At 28.3% G+C, this 23,209-nt stretch carries 26 protein-coding genes; 23 read left to right on the top strand and 3 right to left on the bottom strand.

The annotated features are described in order from the left end of the window. Positions 1–332: MurR/RpiR family transcriptional regulator (locus RSF37_RS08020; RefSeq protein ID WP_442878712.1), on the bottom strand; the 332-nt coding region annotated here is incomplete at its 3' end. Positions 333–465: 133 nt separating this feature from the next. Between RSF37_RS08020 and RSF37_RS08015 the strand changes: the two genes are divergently transcribed. From RSF37_RS08015 to RSF37_RS07940, 16 genes are all read left to right on the top strand, one after another. Further along, entirely contained in the window at positions 466–1,275 is an 810-nt protein-coding gene (locus tag RSF37_RS08015; protein ID WP_332563886.1) for a carbohydrate deacetylase, read from the top strand. A gap of 18 nt (positions 1,276–1,293) precedes the next feature. Beyond that, positions 1,294–2,724 (top strand): PTS transporter subunit EIIC, encoded by a 1,431-nt coding sequence (locus RSF37_RS08010; protein WP_332563883.1) that lies wholly within the window; start codon positions 1,294–1,296, stop codon positions 2,722–2,724. Between the two features lies 1 nt (position 2,725). After that, positions 2,726–4,051, top strand: a complete 1,326-nt coding sequence (locus RSF37_RS08005) for a family 4 glycosyl hydrolase (protein WP_332563882.1) — start codon at positions 2,726–2,728, stop codon at positions 4,049–4,051. A gap of 31 nt (positions 4,052–4,082) precedes the next feature. Further along, positions 4,083–5,363: a family 16 glycosylhydrolase gene (locus RSF37_RS08000; protein ID WP_442878711.1), complete on the top strand. Its 1,281-nt coding sequence runs from the start codon at positions 4,083–4,085 to the stop codon at positions 5,361–5,363. 64 nt (positions 5,364–5,427) lie between these two features. Then, on the top strand, positions 5,428–6,072 hold the full coding sequence (locus RSF37_RS07995; RefSeq protein ID WP_332563881.1) for a hypothetical protein: 645 nt from the start codon (positions 5,428–5,430) through the stop codon (positions 6,070–6,072). A gap of 166 nt (positions 6,073–6,238) precedes the next feature. Continuing rightward, entirely contained in the window at positions 6,239–7,624 is a 1,386-nt protein-coding gene (locus tag RSF37_RS07990; RefSeq protein WP_332563880.1) for an MATE family efflux transporter, read from the top strand. Positions 7,625–7,791: 167 nt separating this feature from the next. Then, positions 7,792–8,223 (top strand): MarR family winged helix-turn-helix transcriptional regulator, encoded by a 432-nt coding sequence (locus RSF37_RS07985; protein WP_332563879.1) that lies wholly within the window; start codon positions 7,792–7,794, stop codon positions 8,221–8,223. 21 nt (positions 8,224–8,244) lie between these two features. Continuing rightward, entirely contained in the window at positions 8,245–8,643 is a 399-nt protein-coding gene (locus RSF37_RS07980) for an HsmA family protein (RefSeq protein ID WP_332563878.1), read from the top strand. Between the two features lie 222 nt (positions 8,644–8,865). Further along, a complete protein-coding gene (locus RSF37_RS07975) occupies positions 8,866–9,909 on the top strand; it encodes a Fic family protein (RefSeq protein WP_332563877.1) in 1,044 nt (347 codons plus the stop codon). 196 nt (positions 9,910–10,105) lie between these two features. Continuing rightward, entirely contained in the window at positions 10,106–10,762 is a 657-nt protein-coding gene (locus RSF37_RS07970) for a TetR/AcrR family transcriptional regulator (protein ID WP_332563876.1), read from the top strand. A 76-nt stretch (positions 10,763–10,838) separates the two neighbouring features. Continuing rightward, positions 10,839–12,137, top strand: a complete 1,299-nt coding sequence (locus RSF37_RS07965; protein ID WP_332563875.1) for an MFS transporter — start codon at positions 10,839–10,841, stop codon at positions 12,135–12,137. Between the two features lie 157 nt (positions 12,138–12,294). Beyond that, entirely contained in the window at positions 12,295–12,843 is a 549-nt protein-coding gene (locus tag RSF37_RS07960; protein ID WP_332563874.1) for a DUF4342 domain-containing protein, read from the top strand. 132 nt (positions 12,844–12,975) lie between these two features. Beyond that, a complete protein-coding gene (locus RSF37_RS07955; RefSeq protein WP_332563873.1) occupies positions 12,976–13,533 on the top strand; it encodes a ubiquitin in 558 nt (185 codons plus the stop codon). Next, positions 13,533–14,213 (top strand): response regulator transcription factor, encoded by a 681-nt coding sequence (locus tag RSF37_RS07950; protein WP_332563872.1) that lies wholly within the window; start codon positions 13,533–13,535, stop codon positions 14,211–14,213. The genes RSF37_RS07955 and RSF37_RS07950 overlap by 1 nt, the downstream gene beginning before the upstream one ends. Then, the gene (locus RSF37_RS07945) at positions 14,206–15,468 is read left to right on the top strand and encodes a sensor histidine kinase (protein ID WP_332563871.1); all 1,263 of its coding nucleotides are present in this window, start codon (positions 14,206–14,208) and stop codon (positions 15,466–15,468) included. Before RSF37_RS07950 ends, RSF37_RS07945 begins: the two co-directional genes overlap by 8 nt. 34 nt (positions 15,469–15,502) lie before the next feature. Then, positions 15,503–15,712 (top strand): zinc ribbon domain-containing protein, encoded by a 210-nt coding sequence (locus RSF37_RS07940; RefSeq protein ID WP_332563870.1) that lies wholly within the window; start codon positions 15,503–15,505, stop codon positions 15,710–15,712. A gap of 46 nt (positions 15,713–15,758) precedes the next feature. Here RSF37_RS07940 and RSF37_RS07935 read toward each other — a convergent pair whose 3' ends face one another. After that, positions 15,759–17,024, bottom strand: a complete 1,266-nt coding sequence (locus RSF37_RS07935) for a cation:dicarboxylate symporter family transporter (RefSeq protein WP_332563869.1) — start codon at positions 17,022–17,024, stop codon at positions 15,759–15,761. Between the two features lie 535 nt (positions 17,025–17,559). On the opposite strand from RSF37_RS07935, the gene RSF37_RS07930 reads away from it, so the two are divergent. Both RSF37_RS07930 and RSF37_RS07925 read left to right on the top strand, forming a co-directional pair. Next, a complete protein-coding gene (locus tag RSF37_RS07930) occupies positions 17,560–18,138 on the top strand; it encodes a TetR/AcrR family transcriptional regulator (RefSeq protein WP_332563868.1) in 579 nt (192 codons plus the stop codon). Between the two features lie 21 nt (positions 18,139–18,159). Beyond that, a complete protein-coding gene (locus tag RSF37_RS07925) occupies positions 18,160–18,930 on the top strand; it encodes a class I SAM-dependent methyltransferase (protein ID WP_332563867.1) in 771 nt (256 codons plus the stop codon). Between the two features lie 11 nt (positions 18,931–18,941). Here RSF37_RS07925 and RSF37_RS07920 read toward each other — a convergent pair whose 3' ends face one another. Then, positions 18,942–19,826, bottom strand: coding sequence for a LysR family transcriptional regulator (locus RSF37_RS07920; RefSeq protein WP_332563866.1), 885 nt, complete (start codon positions 19,824–19,826; stop codon positions 18,942–18,944). 151 nt (positions 19,827–19,977) lie between these two features. Here RSF37_RS07920 and RSF37_RS07915 point away from each other — a divergent pair, with 151 nt between their 5' ends. The 5 genes from RSF37_RS07915 to RSF37_RS07895 all read left to right on the top strand — a co-directional run bounded on the left by RSF37_RS07915 (position 19,978) and on the right by RSF37_RS07895 (position 23,172). After that, on the top strand, positions 19,978–20,538 hold the full coding sequence (locus RSF37_RS07915) for a DapH/DapD/GlmU-related protein (protein ID WP_332563865.1): 561 nt from the start codon (positions 19,978–19,980) through the stop codon (positions 20,536–20,538). Between the two features lie 129 nt (positions 20,539–20,667). Next, positions 20,668–21,000, top strand: coding sequence for a PadR family transcriptional regulator (locus RSF37_RS07910; RefSeq protein ID WP_332563864.1), 333 nt, complete (start codon positions 20,668–20,670; stop codon positions 20,998–21,000). Further along, positions 20,993–21,364: a DUF1048 domain-containing protein gene (locus RSF37_RS07905; RefSeq protein ID WP_332563863.1), complete on the top strand. Its 372-nt coding sequence runs from the start codon at positions 20,993–20,995 to the stop codon at positions 21,362–21,364. Before RSF37_RS07910 ends, RSF37_RS07905 begins: the two co-directional genes overlap by 8 nt. A 2-nt stretch (positions 21,365–21,366) precedes the next feature. Next, positions 21,367–21,717, top strand: a complete 351-nt coding sequence (locus tag RSF37_RS07900) for a DUF1048 domain-containing protein (RefSeq protein WP_332563862.1) — start codon at positions 21,367–21,369, stop codon at positions 21,715–21,717. Positions 21,718–22,062: 345 nt separating this feature from the next. Further along, on the top strand, positions 22,063–23,172 hold the full coding sequence (locus tag RSF37_RS07895; protein WP_332563861.1) for a hypothetical protein: 1,110 nt from the start codon (positions 22,063–22,065) through the stop codon (positions 23,170–23,172). Positions 23,173–23,209 lie beyond the last annotated feature (37 nt).

Below are 23,209 nucleotides of genomic sequence, written 5' to 3'. Positions count from 1 at the left end.
TTAGTTAAATACTTTTTTGATAACTCCTCTAAACTAGATAGAGGAAATTTTGAAGTCCAAGAAAAACCGTTTTCATTACCGACGCTCTTAGTTTCATTATTAGAAGTCATCCTCTTTATATCAAAAATTAATTCGTTATAGCCACTGTAACCTAACTTCTGGGCTAGTCTTATAATTGATGCTGTTGAAGTAAAAGTTTCTTTAGCAAGCTTTCTTATTCCTTCTTTTTTAATCTTTTCAGGACTATCAAATATGTATTCTAATAATTTTATTTCTGATTCAGAAAGATTTTCATTTTTAAAAATTCTACCAACATGGAAGGGATTACTCATTTCAACCTCCTAAAATACTTAAATTATAAGTTTAGTTAAATTATAACATAAATTCAATATAGAGTGAAACATGTTACGCTATTGTATATTTGTTACATAACAGTATGTAAATGTATTCAAAGTATAAAAAAGTATATATAATAAAAATATATTAAGAGGGGGGGAGATTAAAATTAAGAAGCTAATAATTAATGCAGATGATTTTGGTTATTCTCAAGCTGTAAATTTAGGAATAGCAAAAAGTCATACAAATGGTGTACTAACATCAACGACTTTAATGGCAAATATGCAAGGAACAAATCATGCAATTGAATTATCTAAAAGTTTACCTAATTTAGCAGTTGGAATACATTTGACATTAACATGTGGAAAACCAATATTAAAGAAAGGAGTAAGTTCATTAATAAAAGATACAGGAGATTTTTATAAGTTAAATGAATTTGAAAAGGGAATTCCAAAAATAGATTTAGATGAACTATATAATGAATGGAAGGCTCAAATAGAAAAATTAGTTTTAGCTGGAATTAATTTAAGTCATATAGATTCTCATCATCATATTCATACTTTTAAAGAATATAAAGAGGTTGTTGAAGTACTTTCAAAAGAATACAACTTGCCAGTTAGAAATTGTAATTCTATAGAAAATGATAGTGAAATAAATTTCTTGGATTTATGTAATTATGGAACGATTCGAGATATGAATCTTAAATATGAATCAGCAAGAAAAGAATGTTTTCAAATTATTGAAGCAAATATACTTAAGAATATTAAGTTTGAAAAAAGTGAAGCAATGTGCCATCCAGCTTTTGTAGATACTCCTTTATTTGAAGGATCATCATTTAATATTGCTAGGATGCGAGAAGTGGATATATTATGCGATCCATATATGAAAGAACTTATAAATAAATATGATATAAAACTTTGTAATTATAAAAATATATAAATTAAGGAGGACATTATTTTGAAAAATTTATTTAGATTAGTAAGTAATCAATTATCTAAACTAGGAAAAGCTATGTTAATACCAGTTGTTGCAATGCCTGTAGCAGGGCTTTTAGCAAGACTTGGTCAACCGGACTTATTAAATTTAGAAATATTAAAAATTGCTTCAGATGTTATTTTCGGAAATTTAGACATGTTATTTGCGGTAGGATGTATACTTGCATACACGAAAGGAAAGGATAAATCAACAGCAGTTTTAGCTGGAGTTCTTTCAGTTATGGTATTTAGACAAGCTCTCACTTACTTAGATGAAAACATTAGTATGGGGGTATTTGGAGGTATAGTATCAGGTGTAAGTACAGCTATTATATATAATCATAGTAAAAACTGGAAAGTTCCAAGTATGTTCTCATTTTTCGCTGGTGAAAAGTTAGTATTAACTTTAGGACCAATATTCTCAATTATGTTAGCAGGAGTATTTAGTTATGTTTGGCCACCTATTGAAGCTGGATTAAACGTTTTTGCAACTGGTCTTGGATCAATGGGGATCTTTGGTGTATTTTTATTCGGTTTCTTAAATCGTATTTTAATTCCAACTGGATTACATCATGTTTTTAATGCTTATATATTCTATGAATTAGGAAGTTATACAACTGCAACTGGAACAGTAGTAACAGGGGAAATGACAAGATTTTTAGCAGGAGATCCAAGTGCAGGAGCATTCTTAGTAATGTTCTACGTAATAATGGTATTTGGAGTACCAGGTATTGCTGCTGCCTTATATAAAACAGCACGTCCTGAAAATAAAGAAGATGTAAAAGGTTTAGCTAATAGTGGAGCTTTAACTTCAATATTTGCAGGAGTTACAGAACCAATAGAATTTTCATTTATGTTTATCTCACCACTTTTATATTTCATGCACTCATTATTCACTGGATTAGCAGGCGCAATATTGTATTTATTTGACTCAAGACTTGGATTTAATTTTGGATTTAATATTATAGATTTAGGATTGAATTGGAACATGGGGAATAATGTAATATTTGTAATACCTGTAGGAATAGCATTCTTCTTCTTATACTACTTTACATTTAAAACAATTATCCTTAAAAAGGACTTAAAAACTCCAGGAAGAAGCGAAGTATTAGAAGATATAGATGAAAAATCAATCAAATTATCTCACTCAAATTTTGCATACATGGCTAAAAAATTATTACAAAATCTTGGTGGAGCAGAAAATATAGTAAATGCAGAAAACTGTGTAACAAGAATGAGATTAGAAATAAAAAATATTGATTTAATAAATGAAGACAATATAAAGAAAACTGGTGCAAGAGGGATAGTAAAAGTAAATAAAAATAATATTCAAATCATAATAGGAACAGATGTTGTAAATGTTATGGAAGAATTTAAAGCATTATTAAATGAATCAGTAAATGAGGTAAGATAATATGGGAAATAAAATAGTAATCGTAGGTGGAGGATCAACACATACTCCAGGAATAGTAGAGGTTCTTAGAAATCGTGTAGATGATTTAAATTTAGAAGAAATAGTTTTATATGATAACAAGGAAGATAGAAATTATTTAATAGGTGAATTTACAAAAATATATTATAGAGATAATAATTCATCTGTTAAAGTTTCATACACAACAGATATAAGAGAAGCTTTTAAAGATGCTAATTTCTTATATGTTCAAATAAGGCCAGGCCTTAATAATCAAAGAGAAATTGATGAAAAAATATGTTTAAAGCATGGAGTAGTAGGTCAAGAGACTTGCGGCTTGGGCGGATTCTCCTTTGCTTTAAGAGTAATACCTGAAATATTAAAGATTGTAGAAGTTGCACAAGAAGTTTGTCCAGATGCTTGGATTTTAAATTATACTAATCCAGAAGCTATAATTTCAGAAGCTATAAATAAAAAGTTCCCAGATGCTAAATGCTTATGTATATGTGATATGCCAATAAGTATAGAGGAGACTTTAGCAGAGTATTTAAATATACCATATAATGATTTAACATTTAAATACTTTGGATTAAATCACTTTGGATGGTGGACAAATATATATGATAAACAAGGAAAAGATTTATTGCCTGGAATAAGAGAAAAAGTACAATCTGGAGAGTTAAAAGGATTAATGCAAACTAATGAGGAGATCGTTGGAGATGATTATTGGACTAAGACTTTCCAAAATGTAGTTAAGGCATTTAAAATGTATCCACAGTTTTTCCCTAATTGTTACTTGCAGTATTATTACTTTGCAGATGAAATGGTTAAATCTGATAATATTGAATTTACAAGAGGGTCTTACGTATTAAGCACTAGAGAAATAACAGTATTTGAAGAGTGCAAAAGAGTTATAGAGCTAGGAACAGCTAAAGATTCAGAGTTATTAGGTGGGGTTCATGGAAATTATATAGTGGATATAACTAGTGCAATTATCCATGATAGTAAAGAAAGATTTATAGTAAATGTGAAAAATAATGGAGCAATCAGTAATTTTAATAAAGATGCAGTTGTAGAAATTCCTTGTTATATTGGGGTTACTGGTGCAGAGCCTGTTACAACTGGAGATATACCAACTTTCCATAAAGGGATGATGGAAATGCAAAAGGCATATGAAAAGTTAACAGTAGAAACTGCTTTAACAGGTTCTTATAATACTGCTATGGAAGCAATATTATTAAATAAGACAATACCTTCTTATAGTGTAGGTAAGGCTGTGCTTGATGAATTAATGGAGGCTAATAAAGAATACTGGCCAATTCTAAAATAAAGTATAAATATTATAAAAGAGAGGTTATATTATGTATAAAGTTTTAAAACGGTTTTTGGTAACTTTTATGACTTTGTTAATTACAGTATCAACTATATTTACTTCAGTAGTTTATGCAGCAGATCAGCCACCCAATCCATTAATAAAGGAAGGCTATACTTTGGATTTTTCAGATGAGTTTAATGGCACAGAATTAGATAAATCAAAGTGGACAGATTATTATTTGCCTCATTGGACTAAAAATCCAGAAAATGCAAAAGCACAATATAGATTCGAGGATGGTTCTTTAATAGAATATATAACTGAAGATCAAAAACCTTGGAGTCCAGAACATGATGGAACAGTTAGATCATCTGCTATAATGTCATTTGATAAAAACTGGATTCATAATTTTAGTGGTACTACAAACAATGAAAATAGAGAACCATGGACAGGATATGCAACTACTTATGGATATTTTGAAATAAGAGCAAAGTTTGCTGATTGTGGTGGTGGAGGCCATCAAGCTTGGTGGATGGTAGGTATGCAAAATGATACTGATGATTGGTTTAATTCAAAAGAAACAGGAGAAATAGATATAATAGAATCCTTCTTTAGTAAGCCAGATACTTGGAGAATTGCAGCATATGGATGGAATGATCCAAATTTCCAAACAAGCTGGATGCTTTCTGAAGAACCTGTACCATCAGGAGACCCAACATCTGAGTACCATATATATGGACTTGATTGGTCACCAGGAAGTCTAAAATTCTATTATGATAATGAGTTGTATAAAGAAATAAATCAAGCACCAGATTATCCAATGGGTACAATACTAAATATATATACTGATGCAGGCTCTGGACAACACAATGAAGTTTGGCCTAAAGAGTGGGCAATAGATTACTTCCGTGTTTGGAAAAATGATGAAGGATACAAAGTACCATCCTATCATATAAAGAATAGAGAAACAGGAAAGTATTTATATTTAGATGAAAATAACGATAAAGTACTATATGGAGATCTTGATGATTTTGATACGAATGGACTTTGGAAAAAAGAACAGGCTGGTGATTATATAAGATTAAAGAATGAGAAGACAGATGAATATCTTCATTTAGAAAATCAAACTGGTATGTTAGAGCATGGCAAGGTTCCACAGACATATTACAGTGCTCAATGGAAAGTAGAAAATGAAGGAAATTATTTAAGGTTTAACAATAGGTGGAAAGATACTTCATATATGCATATGGAAGATCAAGTGGGTGCAGTGCAATATGGAAATGTACCTAAAGGATATTGGAGTAGCCAATGGGAGCTTATACCTAAATAGATTTAAATAAGCAAAAGAATCTAGAGTTTTCTAGGTTCTTTTGTAAAATGAAAGGGATATATTTATGAGAATTTTAAAGATGTCTATAATTTTTTTGATAGTTTCAATGCTTTCAGGGTGTAGTGTAAGTAAAGGAAATGCTGATGAATTAAATAATTCATCAGAAAAAACTAACGGTGTCAGTTATGAAGAAGAAGAGAGGAAACAAGAAGAACGAAGCAAACAGACATTATGGACTGTATTAGATGCTGATGGAAATGATAAAGAGATGTTAAGTGAGAATAATAGTGAAGATGTAAAAAAAGTAATGAAACTTATAAATGAACATTGCGTATTAGTAGATAATAGAGATTTTAAAAAGTTAAAAGTGGAAGATGAATATAATTTATATAATGATACGTTTATTAAAGCACTTAATAAGGGAGATTATAAAAAATCAGTACAAGCTATGTATGAAAGTAATAAATTAGCATTAAAGCATGAAAATTTAATTTGGTATCGTAATTATTTTAATGAGGATATAACTACATGTAAGGTAACTGTTGAATCAGAGTTTACAATTAAAGAAGCAAATAATGAATATTTAAATAAAAATAAAATGAGCTTAGAAGATGTTTATCAAGAAAAAAGAATATATTATTTAGAAAAAAATGATAATGAGTGGAAGATAATTAATATAGAAAAGGGAGCTTTAACTAAACGAAATTGATGTATAAAGTATTTATATTAATATTAACAAAAAAGGATGCTACTTTTTTCAGGATGGAGCATCTTTTTCTTTGCTTTTAATTTCAATACAACCATTTACCCAATACTTGAAGTTGGATATAATTAAGTGTATGAATTAAGAAAAATTTAGTTTAAGTGAGGGAAAGATGGTTAAAAGTAATGTGGATTTATTAAAGGGAAATATATTAAAGGGGTTAATAATATTTGCAATACCAATTTTTATATCTAACTTATTTCAGCAGTTATATAATACAGCAGATATTATGATTGTAGGAAATTATTTAGGAGATATGGCTCTTGGAGCAATAGGTGCAAGTGCAGCTATATATGAGCTTTTAATTGGTTTTGCTTTAGGTGTTGGAAACGGATTAAGTATTGTAACTGCAAGGGGATATGGCGCAGGGGATGAAACTTTAGTTAAAAAATCTGTTGCAGGTTCATTAGTTATTGGAGCTGGAATTACAGTTTTAGTAATGGTACTAGCACTAATGTTTTTATATCCATTATTAGAGCTTCTTAACACACCAGCAAATATTATAGATGAAGCATATTCTTATATTTTTGTTATAGCGATGTTTATCGGAGTAGTCTTTTTATATAACTTATGTGCTGGACTTTTAAGAGCAATAGGAAACAGCATAGTTCCATTAGTTTTCTTAGTAGCATCTGCAATACTAAATATAGTACTTGATATAGTATTAATAGCAAACTTTGGTATGGGAATTAAAGGTGCAGCAATTGCAACAATTACAGCTGAAATAATAGCAGGTGGTGCTTGTGTTGTCTATATTTATTTAAAATGTCCTATACTAATTCCAAAGAAAGAACATTTTATAATAGATAAAGAATTATACAAAGAGTTATTAGGACAAGGCTTATCTATGGGAATTATGTTATTGATAGTTTCAACAGGAACAATTATACTACAAACAGCTATAAATGGGTTTGGGCATCTAATTATAGCAGGACATACAGCAGCTAGGAAAATTGGAGGACTTGTAATGATTCCTGTAAGTGCACTAGCTATGAGTTTAGCGACCTTTGTATCACAAAATAAGGGAGCTAATCAAGGATATAGAATAAGAAAAGCTGTTAAATATACAAATTCAATTTCAGTAGTGTGGGGAATAATAGCAGTAGGATTAGTACTACTATTTGGTTCAACAGTTATGAAAATAGTAACAGGATCAAATGAATCAGAGCTTTTAGAAAATGGAATAAAGTATCTTATAATCAATATTTCATTTTACCCTGTACTAGGAATACTATTGAATTTAAGGAACTCTCTTCAAGGAATAGGAGAAAAGGTACTGCCATTAATATCAAGTGTTATAGAGTTCTTTGGGAAAATATTATTTGTTGTAATTTTCATACCACAACTAGGCTACTTTGGAGTAATGATATGTGAACCAATTATATGGTGTATTATGTGTATACAACTTGCATATGCATTTTATAGAAATCCATATATTAAACAATGTAAGAGTGGAGAAATCGAGATAGAAGAGGACATAGAAGAATTAGTTTTATAGTACTTATATTTAAAAGGACTGATATATTTAAGGATTAGTATTCTTAGTTTATCAGTCTTTTTTTTATTAAATGTTATTTAATAGTATGTTCATTGTATTTACTCTGAAAAAGTATTATTATGAAAAAGTAGTTAGGATACTAACTAATTTTATCCTAGGAGGCTGATATGAAAGGCGCGCATGAATTTAGGATATGTCTTTATTTAAAAGAAATCAATTCGATAATAAATAATAAGATAAATAACAAACTTAAAGAGAGAGGACTTACACAAAGTCAAATTACAGTAATAAAGTTTGTTGCACATTTTAAAAAATTAACAATTACAGAACTTAGTGAATATATGTCAATTAAAAAATCTACTTGCTCAGGAATTGTTGATAGATTAGAAAAGATGGAAGTTCTGCAAAGAGTTAAAGATGAAAATGATAAGAGAGTAACTTACATAATATTTTCTAGAAAAGGACAAGTCTTATCAAATGAAATAAAAGAAGATATAAATGGATGTTTTAAAGAGATATTTAATAGCATTTCTGAAGATGATTTAATACTTATAGAAAATAATTTAGAAAAGCTAAGTAATTTAATACAAAAAAATTAAAATGAAAAAGGAGAGATTTATATGCCAAAATTATTAATTCCAGCAATTATATTTATAACATGTGCTTTAATTTTCTACACAGTAGGTGTATGGGGTGAGCATAGATCAAAGGTATTAAAAAAGAAACACGTTATTATTTTCTGGTGTGGTCTAGTTTGTGACACATTAGGAACATTTACAATGAGTAGAATTGCAGAAGCTGGTACTGATAAAACAATAACAGCTACTCAACTTTTTATTCACCAATCAACAGGTATGCTTGCAATATTATTAATGTTATTTCATGCTGTATGGGCAACTTGGGTGTTAAATAGAGGAAGCGAAAAGGCTAAGGAAGCATTCCATAAATTCAGTATGGTAGTATGGGTTATATGGTTAATACCATACTTCGTAGGAATGTATATTGGAATGGCTGGCTAAATATTAAATGAATATTAAAGGTACTATTAGTTTAGTACCTTTTTTTTATTAGCATTAAAAATAGAAATATTAAATAAACATTATCATTTTTAACTAAATGATGATGTTTATTTAGTTTTTAATATATTAATTTAGTAATAAACATATTCATTTAAGGTCAAATGAATATGTTTATGGTAAAATGGTAATAATAAAGTATAAAGTAAAAAAGGAGAATATAGAATGATTTCTTTTGAAAATAATAAATTAAATAATTTAGCATTACCAATGAATATAGTAAGAATGTTAACTATTATAAATGAATATAAAGGTAAGCAAGATTTGTATAAAAAACAATCACCACAAATATTGAACACTCTTAAAGATGTATCAATTATACAAAGTGCAGAATCATCTAATAGAATAGAAGGTATTTATACTTCTAATAAAAGATTACGTGAAATTATGGATAATAAAATAGAACCAAAAGATAGAAGTGAGAGTGAAATAGCTGGTTATAGGGATGTATTAAATACTATTCATAGTGCATTTGATGCCATACCTATAAAGTCATCTGTATTATTACAATTACACAGAGATTTATACAAGTTCTCATCAGCTAAGGGTGGAAATTATAAAAATACTGATAATGTAATTGAGGAGATTTTGCCAGATGGAACTAGCTATGTTAGATTTAAGCCTGTAGATACATTTAGCACACCAGGTTATATGGATAGACTTTGCGCAGAATATAGAAAAGAAATTGCAAAAGAAGAGGTAGAGCCATTAGTTTTAATAGCCTCATTTATTTTAGATTTTCTTTGCATTCATCCTTTTAATGATGGTAATGGAAGGATGTCTAGATTATTAACTCTTTTACTTTTATATCAAGGTGGTTTTGAAGTAGGAAGATTTATTAGTTTAGAAAAAATAATCGAGGAGAGTAAAGAGACTTATTATGAAGCATTAAATAAATCATCTATGTTATGGCATGATGGGAAAAATAATTTGTATATATGGCTTGAATACTTTCTTGGTGTTATTATAAAGGCATATAAGGAATTAGAGGATAGAGTTGGTTGTATTGAAAGTACTAAGGGTAGTAAAAGTGAAAGAATAGAAAAGGCGATAGAAGGCAAACTTGGATATTTCACTAAGAATGAAATAAGAACTATATGTCCTGATGTAGGAGAATCAACTATTAATAGGGTATTTGAAAAGTTGAGATCTACGGGAGAAATAGAATCTGTAGGTAGGGGAAGGAATTCTAAGTGGAGAAAACTATAAAATATAATACTAATTGATTCAATTTATGGTGTGAAAAAATGGAACTATAAATTGAGTAAGAAAGAATATATCAAGACGAATAACTAATAAATAAAAATGAGACAGTTGAAAAATGTTAATAAAAGGTATTGACGTTGATAAAAACAGATGATATCCTTAATACATACCGAACGAAAGTATGTAAAGGAGGATTAGGATGGCAAGAAATAAAAATCCTGAGATTACAATAAATCGTATACTAGATACATCAATGGACTTATTTTTAAAAAAAGGCTATGATAATACAACTATACAAGATATCGTAGATGAACTTGGTGATTTAAGTAAGGGAGCAATTTATCATCACTTCAAATCAAAGGAAGAAATAATGGAGGCTGTAATACCTAGGATTTATGGAGGTAGCGATGAAGATTCTTCACAATCAGAAGAAATTATCTATGAAAATGGGTTAGATAAGCTAAGAAAGACATTGATTAGATCTTTAAAGAATCCTGCTCAAGAAAAGCTTATTAAAGCAGCACCTAATTTAATGAAAAATCCAAGGATATTAACTCAACAGCTTTTTGATGTTATAGGAACAATAGTACCTAATGTAATTGAACCAATTATTAGAGAAGGTATGAATGATGGATCTATAAAAACTAACAATCCAAAAGAGATTGCAGAAAGTTTCCTTATACTTATGAATGTATGGTTGAATCCATCTATATTTTATGTTAGTAAAGAAGAATTTAGACAAAAGTTTGAATTTTTAAAAGAGGTATTAACAGGTATAGGGATGCCAGTTCTAGATGATGAATTTTTAGATGTAATGGAAACATACCGTAATATTGTTGAAAATAGTAAAAAATAACTGCCTAAGTGGCAGTTTAATTTAAAATTTATACATACCGAATGAATGTATGTAATTTATTTAGGGGGAGAAAAGTATGGGAAATAAAATAAAACTTTTAAACAAAAACTTTGCACTAATGGTTGTAGGACAAATAATATCTCTTTTTGGGAATGCAATTTTAAGGTTTGCTTTACCATTATATCTTTTAAAGGAAACTGGATCAGCTGCATTATTTGGATTAGTATCAGCTTGCTCATTTATTCCGATGATTTTATTAACTCCATTTGGTGGAATTATAGCTGATAGAGTAAATAAAAAGTACGTTATGGTTGCATTAGACTTTATTACAGCCTTAGTAATGATTGTTTTTACTATTTTTATTGGAAAGGCAAATTTAGTAGTATTAATAATTATAACCTTAATGATTTTATATGGAATACAGGGAGCGTATCAACCATCAGTACAAGCTAGTTTACCTTTCTTAGTAGATAAAGAAGATTTATTAAAAGGAAATGCAATTATAAATCAAGTTAGTGCTTTAGCTAACTTAATTGGACCAATAATAGGTGGTCTTTTATATGGAGTATATGGATTAACACCAATACTGATAGCAAGTATAGCTTGTTTTATCTTAGCAATAATTATGGAAATAATTATGAAAATACCATATGAAAAAAATGAAACTAATAACAGCGTGGTTTCAATAGTAAAGAATGATATAAAAATTAGTATCGGCTTTGTAGTTAAAGAAAAGCCAATATTGTTTAGAACTATTATTATAATCGCACTTTTTAATTTAGCTTTAACTTCAGTGATTATAGTAGGAATTCCAGTAATTATCACAACTACATTAAAAATGTCTAGTGAGGCTTATGGAATAACACAAGGAGTTATAGCTTCAGGTGGTCTGTTTGGAGGGGTTTTAACAGGAGTATTAGTTAAAAAGTTGAAAATATCTAATAGTTATATTTTATTATTTTTAGATATATTAGCATTGATCCCTATAGGATTAACGCTTATGTCTGAACTGCCAGCTACTATCTCATATATTATCATAACTGTTAGTTGTTTCTTTATTATGACTGTATCTACTATATTTAGTATTCAGATGATAACTTTCATACAACGAGAAACACCAGGGTATTTAATAGGAAAGGTAATGTCGATATGCATAACTATAGGAATGTGTGCTCAGCCAATAGGTCAATTAGTATATGGATATCTTTTTGAAACATTAAAAAATAACAATTCATTAATAATTTTTGGAGCATTCTTAGTTGGTGGAATAATTACATTTATATCAAAAAAAATTTTTAGTAAATTAGAACATTTAGGTGATATAGAGGAAGAAGACTTAAATATAAAAGATAGTATCATTGAGGAAATAAATTAAGATTAGTAATAAGTAACTTAGAGGTGTAGTGAAGATAAAATAATAAAAAAAATAAGATTTTAATCTAATTTTAATCTTTCTTATATTTTAGATTAATTTTCAAAAAGTATTATATAACCATGATGAAACGTAAAACAAATTTGTGGAGGTAATATATATGGAAAGAAATGAAATGATTGAAATCTTAATGGAGAAAACTAAAGTAACTCGAGAAGAAGCACAAGATGCGCTAGAAAAAAGTAATTGGGATCTTTTAGAAGCAATTATTTATTTAGAGAAAAGTGGGAAAGTAGAAAACAAAGAAACTACAACAATAATCGAAATGAAGAAAGAAGACCAAGAAGAAAAGCACGAGAAAAAAGAAAACCACAAAAAGCATGAAGAGAAGTTTGGTGGCATTGGAGAAATTGTAGGGAAAATATTTAAGTTCATAAGTAAGGTAATAAAAAAAGGAAATAGTCACTTCTTTGAAATAAGAAAAACTGATGAGAAACCAATAAGAGTATCACTAACAATATCAGTACTTTTATTAATATTCTTAACAATGCCAAGTGTAATATTATTAATAGTTGGATTATTCTGTGGATATAAATATTCAATAGCAGGGCCTAACGTTAATTATGACGGAGTAAATAACGTTTTTGAAGAAATATCAAAATCAGCAGATAATATAAAAAGTGATTTCAAAGAAGGATACGATAGCTAATATATAGATTTTAGAAAGAGGGTTTGAAGAATATTCAAAGTCTCTTTATTTTTATACTGTGGAAATATTAGGAGAGATGATATAATTTAATAGTTAAGGATAGAATTATACCATAGGTATGGAGGATTATTTATGGAAAAAATTGAACTTGTAGAGAAATTACGGACTAAAACTAATATAAGTTATGACGAAGCTAATATTGCTTTAGAAAATAGCAATTGGGATATGTTAGATGCCATCTTGTATTTAGAAGAGCGTGGAATAGTTAAAAAACCTTCCATTAGCATTTTTTATACTAATGAATATAAAGAGAGTTACAAAAATCAAGGAGAAATAGTTAATATTAGCGAAAGTGGAGATAGTAAAAGGGATAAAAGCAAAAAAGATTTTGATGGAATTTTCGAAGATATATGTGAAATTATAGATACATGCAATAATATATTCATTGAAATAAGAAGAAAAGATAGAGTATTCTTAAAGCTTCCATTTACTGTACTAATATTACTTTTAATATTTATGTTTTGGATAATCATACCTTTAATGATTGGTGGACTATTCTTTGATATTGAATTTATAGTGTCTACTAAAAAAATTAATACAGATAAGATAGATAAGGTTAATAAGGCATTTAGCGAGATGTCAAAAAATGCCCGAATTATAAAAGAGAAACTTATAAAGGGGTTTAAATAATGATTAAGATTTTAATTGTTGAGGATGAAGAAAAAATAGCAAGATTTATAGAATTAGAGTTAATGCATGAAGGATATAAAGTAATAAAAACAAATAACGGAAGAACAGGCCTTGAAATTGCAGAGAGTGAGGATATTGATTTAATAATTCTTGATGTTATGCTTCCTGAAATTAATGGGCTTGAAGTATTAAGAAGAATTAGAAGAGTTTCTGATATTCCAATTATAATGCTTACGGCAAGAGATGCAGTTATGGATAAGGTATCAGGACTTGATGCAGGAGCAGATGATTATGTAACAAAACCATTTGCAATAGAAGAATTACTTGCAAGAATAAGGACAGCTCTTAAAAAGAGGATAGCTACAGTTAAAAAAGATGAAGATGTAATTTGTTGTGGCTTATTATCTTTAGATAAAATGAGACATAAAGTAATGTATGATGGTACAGAAATTGAATTAACTAATAGAGAGTTTAATTTGCTACAAATATTATTGGAAAATAAAAATATAGTACTAACTAGAGATATACTTATAGAAAAAGTATGTGGTTATGATTATTTTGGAGAGACAAATGTAATAGATGTTTATGTAAGGTATTTAAGAACTAAAATTGATGATGCTTTTAATATTAAAATAATAACTACTGTACGTGGTGTAGGATATGTAATAAAAGATGAGTAAGAAGAATAAACAAAAAAATGTCACATCTATTGCAATAAAACTTAATGCTATTTCTGTAAGAGATTTATTTTTCAAATTTCTTTTAATAGATATACTTTTAATGGGTATTTTAATTGCTCTTTGGTGTATTGATTCAGAAAAGAATTTTTATGGGGATCTTGTTCAAAGTGCACAGAGGTCATTTAATTTTCATCCTATAGAAACATCAAATTATACAGTTGTTTGGGATAATGGAAAGACTATGGTTAAGGAAGCTAGTACTTTCTTATATTCTCTTAGAAAAATGATTATAGTTTTAGGAATAATAGAAGGAATACTTTTATTAGAAGAAATAATATTTGGTACAGCAAAAATTAGAAAGGCTTTAAAGCCACTTAATGAAATAGCAGAAACAGCTAGTAGACTTAGTAATATGGTTTTTGATGAGGAAAAATTCCATAACCTTGAGGATGCTATTTCTAAAATTAGTCCTATAACATCTGATGAAAAAATACAGATAGGTGATAGTGAACTTCAAGGGTTAGAAGATGCAATAAATAAACTTTTAGATAAGATGAGAGACTCATATAGGCAGCAGGCAAGATTCGTTTCAGATGCATCTCATGAACTTAGAACTCCTATATCTGTGATTCAAGGATATGCAAATATGCTAGACCGTTGGGGAAAAAATGATGAAAGTGTATTAGAAGAATCTATTACAGCAATAAAGTCTGAATCTGAAAATATGAAAAATTTAGTTGAGCAATTATTATTTCTAGCTAGAGGTATTAATGGGAAGACTCAGCTTACTATGACTGAATTTTTACTTAATGATATGATGAATGAAGTTTTAGAGGAGTCTAAAATGATAGATGAAAATCATATATATAGTTATATTAGTTCAGAAAATATAAGTGTTTATGGTGATGCAGGTCTACTTAAGCAAACAGCTAGAATATTAGTTGAAAATGCAGCGAAGTATACAGAAAAAGGAGAAGATATAATATTTAGAGTAGGGAAAAATGATAAAGGAGAACCGTATTTTTCTATTCAAGATAGTGGAATAGGAATTGACTCAACTGATGTACCTCATATATTTGAACGCTTCTTTAGAGCAGATACTGCAAGAGTTAGAAAAGATGGGGGTACTGGTCTTGGATTATCTATAGCAAAGTGGATTGTTGATAATCATAAAGGATATTTTAGTATTTTAAGTAGAAAAGAAATCGGTACAAGGATAACAGTATATTTACCACAAAAGAATAAAGAGATATAATATAATTTAATTAATATAAATAGGAGAGATAATTATGGAAAAAAGACAATATATTTGCCCAAAGTGTGGAAATGATCACTATGAGTCAGATCAATTCCAAGCAACAGGAGGAAATTTTGCAAAGATATTTGATGTTCAAAATAAGAAATTTATAACAGTAAGTTGTACAAGATGCGGATATACAGAGTTATATAAAGCAAAAACTACTGATGGCTGGAATATACTAGACTTTTTAATGGGTTAATATGAAAAAAGATATAGTTCTAATTAGAACTATATCTTTTTTTTGTTTATGCTATTTCACTAATAGATTCAATATAATCTTTACCTTCTTCAGGATTAAACTCATTTTCCCACTTAGATATAACAACGACTGCTAATGAGTTTCCAAGTACATTAACTACAGTTCTTGCCATATCAACAATACGATCAATACCTGCAATAAAGGCAACACCTTCTACTGGAATTCCTAAAGAACCAACAGTTGCTAATAACACTACGAAAGATGCACCAGGAACTCCTGCCATACCTTTTGAAGTAAGCATTAATACAAGCACTAAATTAATTTGCGCAGAAAGTGGAAGATGAATTCCATATATTTGAGCAATGAAAAGTGCTGCAATAGATTGGTATAATGTAGATCCATCTAAGTTAAATGAATATCCAGTTGGAATAACAAAAGATGTAATTGCCTTAGGGCATCCAAACTTCTCCATCTTCTCCATTAATCTTGGTAAAACTGCTTCAGAACTTGCTGTAGTATAAGCTAAAATAAGTTCATCTTTTAAAAGTTTCATAAGTTGTATAATACTTGTTCCAGCCATTTTTGCAACAAAGCCAAGAACAAAAAATACAAATAAGAACATAGCTCCATAAACAGTAATTATTAGTTTCCCTAAAGGAATTAATGAAGTTAAACCAAATTTAGATACTGTTACACCTATTAATCCAAATACACCAAGTGGCGCAACTTTCATAATTTGATTAGTTACCCAGAACATTGCATCAGCCACGCCTTGGCATATTGCAAGAACAGGTTTCCCTTTTTCTCCAATTGCAGCGACACCTAATCCAAACATAACTGAGAAGAAAATAATAGGAAGTAAATCACCTTTTGAAAGAGATTCGAAAATATTAGTTGGTACAATATTTATAAATGTATCCATGAAACCATGGTTAGAGGCAGCTTCTGCTGTACTCATATATTTATCAATATTAGTAGTTGCAAGATTACTAATGTTTACCCCGTTTCCTGGGTGAACTAAATTAGCAACAACTAAACCAATTATAATAGCAAATGTAGTTACTACTTCAAAATATAGTATTGTCTTTCCACCGATTTTCCCCAATTTCTTAATATCACCAACTCCAGCAACACCAACAACTAGTGATGAGAATACAATTGGTACAACTATCATTTTAATTAATCTTATAAAAATATCTCCAAATGGCTGTAAATATGAAGTAACCGTTGGATTACCATAAAAAACAGCTCCTACTATAACTCCTAGTACAAGTCCAAGTATAATTTGGAATGCTAGTCCGAATTTTTTCATTTGTTTAATAGCCCCCTTCGAGTAGTTTTAACTTAAAAGTAATTTGTATAAATTTTCAAATATGCAAGAAGTGCATGTTTGAAATTTCATTTTATGGATTATAGTATATCACAAAAGAATATTATTATCCAAATATTTTTAGGGAAAATTTAATTAAATATATGTATATAGGTTATTAATTTGAAAAAAATAGAAAATAGAACGTAAAAATTGATGAAAATCCTTCGCTTAATTCAATAAATGCAAGAAAAACATTCAAATAAGTTAATCAATACGAATGATAACTAAAAATAATGGCATATAGTTCATGAAATTTAAAGGACTTTGTATTTTGAATTATGAAATTTTCACTTAGTCAATATTACAAAAATGTTATTTGGAATTAAATGATGTACGTGTAAGCAAAAAATTCTAGCCCTATTGTAAAAGTAAAATTAATTGAATTATTATTCAATATAGTTTATTATGATAAAAGGTTTATTGAATATATATTCAATGAAGTTTTATTCAATATAATTTGAAGGAGAAGTATGACATGGGAATAAGAGAAGAACAGAAAGATATAAGACGAAATGAAATTATTGAAGTAGCTCTTGATTTATTTATAAGAAAGGGGTATGCAGCAACTAAAATAACTGATATTGCTAAAGGCGTAGGAATGAGTACAGGATTATTATTTCATTACTTTAAATCAAAAGAAAACTTATATGAAGAACTTATAAAAAATGCATTAAAAGGTCCAAATAGCATTATGGATGATAAGGGAATGGATCCTTTAATTTATTTTGAAGTTATAACAAAGCAATTATTTAGATTGATAAAAGAAAGACCATCTTTTTCAAAGTACTTTGTACTCATTAACCAGGCACATTACAATGAATCAGCACCAGAGTGTGTAAAGAGAATTATTAATGAATTTGATATATTTAAATTCACAGCAGAAATTATAAAAAAAGGTCAAGAGAGAGATGAAATTAAAGAAGGTAATCCGTTAGCACTTGGAATAGCCTTTTGGTGCGCTATAAATGGAATAGCTGAACAGATTTCAAAGAATCCTCATTATCCATGTCCAGAAAGCGAATGGATAGTTGATATAATTAGAAAAATTAAATAGCTTATTGTGTGGAGGGAAAAAATGAATAAAAAACCAGTTTATAAAACGTGGATAAGAATAAATAGGATAATAATCTTCTCATTAATATCCCTTTCTTTAGTATTAATAGCATTACTTCCTATTAATTCTTTTGTCCGTATTATTGCAGGAGTTATGTCAATACCATTGTTGTATACAACATTTATGATCGTATATTCATACTATCAGTTTTCAACTTTTGGTGGAGACTTTCAATCTAAAATACATAATTTAATTGTGGAGAGAATTAAAACTACAGAGAATGGTACTATATTGGATATAGGAACAGGTAGTGGAGCACTAATTATTAAGCTTGCGAAAACATTCGTAAAAGGAGCCTTCGTTGGAATTGATTATTGGGGAAATGATTGGGAGTACTCGAAAGATATATGCGAAGGCAATGCAAAATATGAAGGAGTATCAGAGAGAATAAAATTTATAAAGGGAAGTGCTTCGAGATTACCATTTAAGGACGAAGAATTTGATGGAATAGTTAGTTGTTTGACATTTCATGAAGTTAAAGATGAAGTTGATAAAATACAATTAATTAAAGAATCTTTAAGGGTATTAAAAAAAGGAGGAGAGTTTGTATTTTTAGATCTTTTTCGTGATGAAAAAATATTTGGAGATAATAACAAATTCTTTAATGGTATAGACTCACTAGGACTTGAAGAGTTAAGGGTTGAAAATATTGAGGATGTAATAGAATTACCATATGGTTTATTAAATAAAAAAGTGTTAGGAAATGGTGTAATTATATCTGGAAGAAAGTAATAGAAGGCAAACTATACTTCTATTATTTCTTCTTTTAATCTTTTTAAAAAGTTTAAAGCAGCACTTGAAAAAATATGATTCTTTTTCCAGACAATATCAAGGAAGCAGTCAAGTTTTGGTGAAAGTGGTCTAAAACACAAGTTGCTGTTCCCAGTTGTATTTATTAATTTATTTAGACAAAGTGCGGAGCCTAAACCTTCTTCAACCATTAAGGAAGCATTATAAATAAGATTGTAAGTAGCGACTATGTTAAGTTTTTCAAAGTCTGATCCAAACCAGCCTGAGATTTGATTGCTTACTAATGTCTGTCTAGATGTTAAAAGAGGAATATTTAATAAATCACTGCTAGTAATGACATCTTTAGAAGCTAATTTACTATTATTATGCATTAATAGTCCCCACTGATCTTTTATTGGAAGTTGTATGAAATCATATTTTCGTATATCAGCAGGTTCAATTAGAACACAAAAATCTAAAAGTCCTTCATCTAATTTTTCAGTTATATCATCAGCATTACCACTAAATAAATGAACTTTTACATGTGGATAGTCTGATTGAAGTTTCTTAATTATACGTGCGATTATTCGCATTGCATCAGTCTCACCGCAACCAATATAAATATCGCCACTTATAATATCATTGTTACTTAGAAAATCCTTTTCGGTTTTCTCTACTAGCATTAATATTTCTTCTGCTCTTTTATGTAATAAAACACCATCATTTGTAAGAGTTATATTTTTATTGCCTCGTATAAAAAGAGTAGTATTAAGTTGTTCTTCAAGATTTTTTAATTGTCTAGATAGAGTTGGTTGAGTTAAGTGAAGAGTTTCAGCCGCTTTTGAAATACTACCAGCTTTTGTAACTGCTAAAAAATATTTTAATAACCTTATTTCCATATAAAACCTCCAAATTACGTATTATTTATAAAATATCATAGCATATGTATCAATGCTATATAAGTATTTGGAATATATAAAACTGAAATTTATAATATTTATATAATAAAAATAAATTTTATAAATATTAGGTATTGTTTTGGAGGTAGTAATGTATAAAGAATTATTAAATGAGATAGAAAGGAGAGAATATATTCCATATGAGGATACTATATTTACAGAAATTAATTTTGTACTTAATCGTACATTAAAGTTAATTTCAGAATTAAATGGAGTATATAGAAATGCAGAAGAAATAAGATATATTTTAGAAAAAATTACGTGTAATAAAATTGATGAATCAGTTCAAATATTAACACCGTTTAATACTGATTTTGGAGCCAATATTAAGTTAGGTAAGGAGATTTTTATTAATAAATCATGTATGTTTGTTGATTTAGGAGGTATTGAATTAGAAGATAAAGTTCTAATTGGACCAGAGGTAAAGATACTTTCAGTTAATCATCCTATAAATCCAGAAAATAGACGTGGAGTTATTTTAAAAGGAGTAAAAGTTAGAAGAAACGCTTGGATTGGAGCGGGTGCAACTATTTGTCCAGGAGTAACTATTGGACAAAATTCTGTCATTGGAGCTGGATCTGTTGTTACTAAAGATGTACCCAATAATTGTGTTTATGCTGGAGTTCCAGCAAAATTTATTAAAAGTATTTAACAGAATAATATTTAATAAACCTCATTTACTTTTAATATTGTGAATGAGGTTTTTTTATTGACAGTGCCACTACTAAGTGATACTATATAGTGGTATTAAGTAATACTAAGTAGTAAAGAGGTGAATTATTTGGACAATATAACAGAAATGTTAAAAGGCGTGTTAGAAGGTTGTGTACTTGAGATTATTAGTCATGATGAAACATACGGTTATGAAATAACAAGGAAGCTAAATACTATTGGATTTTCAGATGTTGTAGATGGTACTGTTTATACAATTTTAGTTAGACTTGAGAAAAATAAATTAGTAGAAACGACGAAAAAGAAATCAGAAATGGGACCACCAAGAAAGTTTTTTACATTAAATGACGCAGGACGTGAGGAACTTAAGAAGTTTTGGGATAAATGGGAGTTTGTTTCTACAAAAATAAATCAATTAAAGGAGGAAAGCAAAAATGATTGATAAATTTATTAAATTAGTAATAGGTGATTTAGATGAGAAACGTGAATATAGAGAAATGATGAAGAGAGTTGATGCGTTGCCAGAAGATTATAAATACGCATTTAAAAAGATACAAAAATATATGTATAGTGTTGGTGCGCCTGGTGGTAATATGACAATATTTAATGACCTTACAATGTTTATGGATTTATTAGATTTATTTGAATCAAGTGCGGCAGATGGAAGAAAAGTTATTGATGTAATTGGAAGTGATGTAAGTAAATTTTCTGATGAATTTATGAGTGCTCATATTCCTAATAAAGAATCATTAAAAGATAAACTAAATAAAGAAATTATGGAAAAGCTTAATAAGGAGGGAGAATAACTATGATTAATCTCATTAAAAAAATGATCGGTGATAAAAAAGAGTATAAAGAACAAATGGCAAGAGCAGAAAAGTTACCAGAAGATTATAGATTTGTATTTGAAAAAATTCATGGATACATGTGGAGCTTAGCTGGAGGGGATGGGTCTGATATGCTAAAAGCTCAACAAGAACTTTTAGAATTATTTGAACTTAGTGCAGCTGATGGAAAAAATGTACTTGAAGTGACAGGGAAAGATGTAGTTGGATTTTGTGATGAGTTTTTACGTGATACTAAAAAATGGACTGATAAATTTGGTGAAAAGCTAAATCGCGATATAGCGAGTAAAACAGAAAAAATAAATGATTTTTAATGAGGGCACTAATAAAGTGCAATTCTATAAAATTAGCCCTGAAGTTTTGTCATATAACAAGATTTCAAGGGCTTTTGTTGTATCATTTTAGTATTAAATTAATTAGGCGAGTTGATTTTAAATTTTAAAATTAAACTAAAATATACAAATTGTTCGCGCAATGGACATAAACAACCTATAATATATAAAATATATTAAAAATAGGTATATATAGTAAAAAAATCAATTTATAAAATAAGATCTTGCCTTGTTTAATATAAAGTACAAATAAACATTTAAGTTGAAATAATATTGGAAAGTATAATTTTGAAATAAGAGCAATGTGTAAAAGATTGGATTGATGTTATGGATATACGGTATAAAAAAACTACAGAGGATTATAAAAAAGCAATAGATATACTAGTTGAATATAAAATTGATAAACTGTTTAATAAAAATAAGAAGATAAAAAATTTTAAATATAAAGCTCCACTATTACTTTTTATATTCCCTCTATTTAGCATATTAGCTGATGGAGCAAGTGCGTTAAAAGAAAGTCTTGAAATAACTGTAATATTTTATATATTGTTTATGTGTATTATTCAATTAGCATATAAAACTATTAAAAATATAGTAGCTAAAAGATTAAAAAATAATGCTATAGATACAATTAATGAATCACAGAATAATATGTCATGTGAAAATATATGTATAGCAAGACTTTCAGATGAACAATTAATAATTGAGAGTAATGACTGTGTAACAAAAAGCATGCTAAGCTTTGTAAAGTTAATTGAAAAATTAGGTGAATATATTTATATTGAATTTATGGATAATAGCTTTGATATTATTCCTTTAAAGTACTTTGAAGATGATGAGGAAATTAATCGGTTTATAAATATAATTGAAGATAATAAAGATAATGATATAAAGCTAGAATTTAAGGTGAAAGAAAAAATAATAAATACTATAAAATATAAAGTTGATATTAATAACTTATATATAGAACTAAAGTTTATAAGTAAATTAGATTATTATAAGGATTCAGTAAAAAGTATCAAGAGATGCATTTTATTATTTCAAGTGATTTTGCTTTTATTTATTTTAATAATCGTATATTTATTTTGGGAGTCAGCTTTATTTATAGTTTGTATAATATTTACGATTCTAATATTATACAGTCAACTTTTTAAACTTAACAAATTATTATATAAAGGAAATGAAGAAAGTTTAAAAAAGAGTTGGAAACTTAATAAAGAATATAATATTTATATTGATGATAAATATATTTATATTTATACGGAATATAATATGATCAAGAAAAGAATAACAGATAGAATTCATTGCATAAATTTTGAAGATTATAGTATAGTGATAGAAAAAAATAGAGGTATATTAGCTAATATACCTAATGAAGGGTTTAATAGTATAGATGATATGATTTCATTTAGTGATAAAATAAATAATGAAAATTAAGAACTTAAAGCACCACTCCTTTTGGGGGAGGTGCTTT

The sequence above is a fragment of the Clostridium sp. genome (assembly GCF_036643715.1).
Lineage (GTDB): Bacteria > Bacillota > Clostridia > Clostridiales > Clostridiaceae > Clostridium.
Note: the sequence above shows the minus strand (reverse complement) of the source record. Positions and strands in the feature narration are given on the sequence as shown.

Coding starts and splice junctions, on each gene's coding strand:
- RSF37_RS08005 (WP_332563882.1), top strand. CDS start 2,726: ATGGGAAATAAAATAGTAATCGTAGGTGGAGGATCAACACATACTCCA.
- RSF37_RS08000 (WP_442878711.1), top strand. CDS start 4,083: ATGTATAAAGTTTTAAAACGGTTTTTGGTAACTTTTATGACTTTGTTA.
- RSF37_RS07995 (WP_332563881.1), top strand. CDS start 5,428: ATGAGAATTTTAAAGATGTCTATAATTTTTTTGATAGTTTCAATGCTT.
- RSF37_RS07990 (WP_332563880.1), top strand. CDS start 6,239: ATGGTTAAAAGTAATGTGGATTTATTAAAGGGAAATATATTAAAGGGG.
- RSF37_RS07985 (WP_332563879.1), top strand. CDS start 7,792: ATGAAAGGCGCGCATGAATTTAGGATATGTCTTTATTTAAAAGAAATC.
- RSF37_RS07980 (WP_332563878.1), top strand. CDS start 8,245: ATGCCAAAATTATTAATTCCAGCAATTATATTTATAACATGTGCTTTA.
- RSF37_RS07975 (WP_332563877.1), top strand. CDS start 8,866: ATGATTTCTTTTGAAAATAATAAATTAAATAATTTAGCATTACCAATG.
- RSF37_RS07970 (WP_332563876.1), top strand. CDS start 10,106: ATGGCAAGAAATAAAAATCCTGAGATTACAATAAATCGTATACTAGAT.
- RSF37_RS07965 (WP_332563875.1), top strand. CDS start 10,839: ATGGGAAATAAAATAAAACTTTTAAACAAAAACTTTGCACTAATGGTT.
- RSF37_RS07960 (WP_332563874.1), top strand. CDS start 12,295: ATGGAAAGAAATGAAATGATTGAAATCTTAATGGAGAAAACTAAAGTA.
- RSF37_RS07955 (WP_332563873.1), top strand. CDS start 12,976: ATGGAAAAAATTGAACTTGTAGAGAAATTACGGACTAAAACTAATATA.
- RSF37_RS07950 (WP_332563872.1), top strand. CDS start 13,533: ATGATTAAGATTTTAATTGTTGAGGATGAAGAAAAAATAGCAAGATTT.
- RSF37_RS07945 (WP_332563871.1), top strand. CDS start 14,206: ATGAGTAAGAAGAATAAACAAAAAAATGTCACATCTATTGCAATAAAA.
- RSF37_RS07940 (WP_332563870.1), top strand. CDS start 15,503: ATGGAAAAAAGACAATATATTTGCCCAAAGTGTGGAAATGATCACTAT.
- RSF37_RS07935 (WP_332563869.1), bottom strand. CDS start 17,024: ATGAAAAAATTCGGACTAGCATTCCAAATTATACTTGGACTTGTACTA.
- RSF37_RS07930 (WP_332563868.1), top strand. CDS start 17,560: ATGGGAATAAGAGAAGAACAGAAAGATATAAGACGAAATGAAATTATT.
- RSF37_RS07925 (WP_332563867.1), top strand. CDS start 18,160: ATGAATAAAAAACCAGTTTATAAAACGTGGATAAGAATAAATAGGATA.
- RSF37_RS07920 (WP_332563866.1), bottom strand. CDS start 19,826: ATGGAAATAAGGTTATTAAAATATTTTTTAGCAGTTACAAAAGCTGGT.
- RSF37_RS07915 (WP_332563865.1), top strand. CDS start 19,978: ATGTATAAAGAATTATTAAATGAGATAGAAAGGAGAGAATATATTCCA.
- RSF37_RS07905 (WP_332563863.1), top strand. CDS start 20,993: ATGATTGATAAATTTATTAAATTAGTAATAGGTGATTTAGATGAGAAA.
- RSF37_RS07900 (WP_332563862.1), top strand. CDS start 21,367: ATGATTAATCTCATTAAAAAAATGATCGGTGATAAAAAAGAGTATAAA.
- RSF37_RS07895 (WP_332563861.1), top strand. CDS start 22,063: ATGGATATACGGTATAAAAAAACTACAGAGGATTATAAAAAAGCAATA.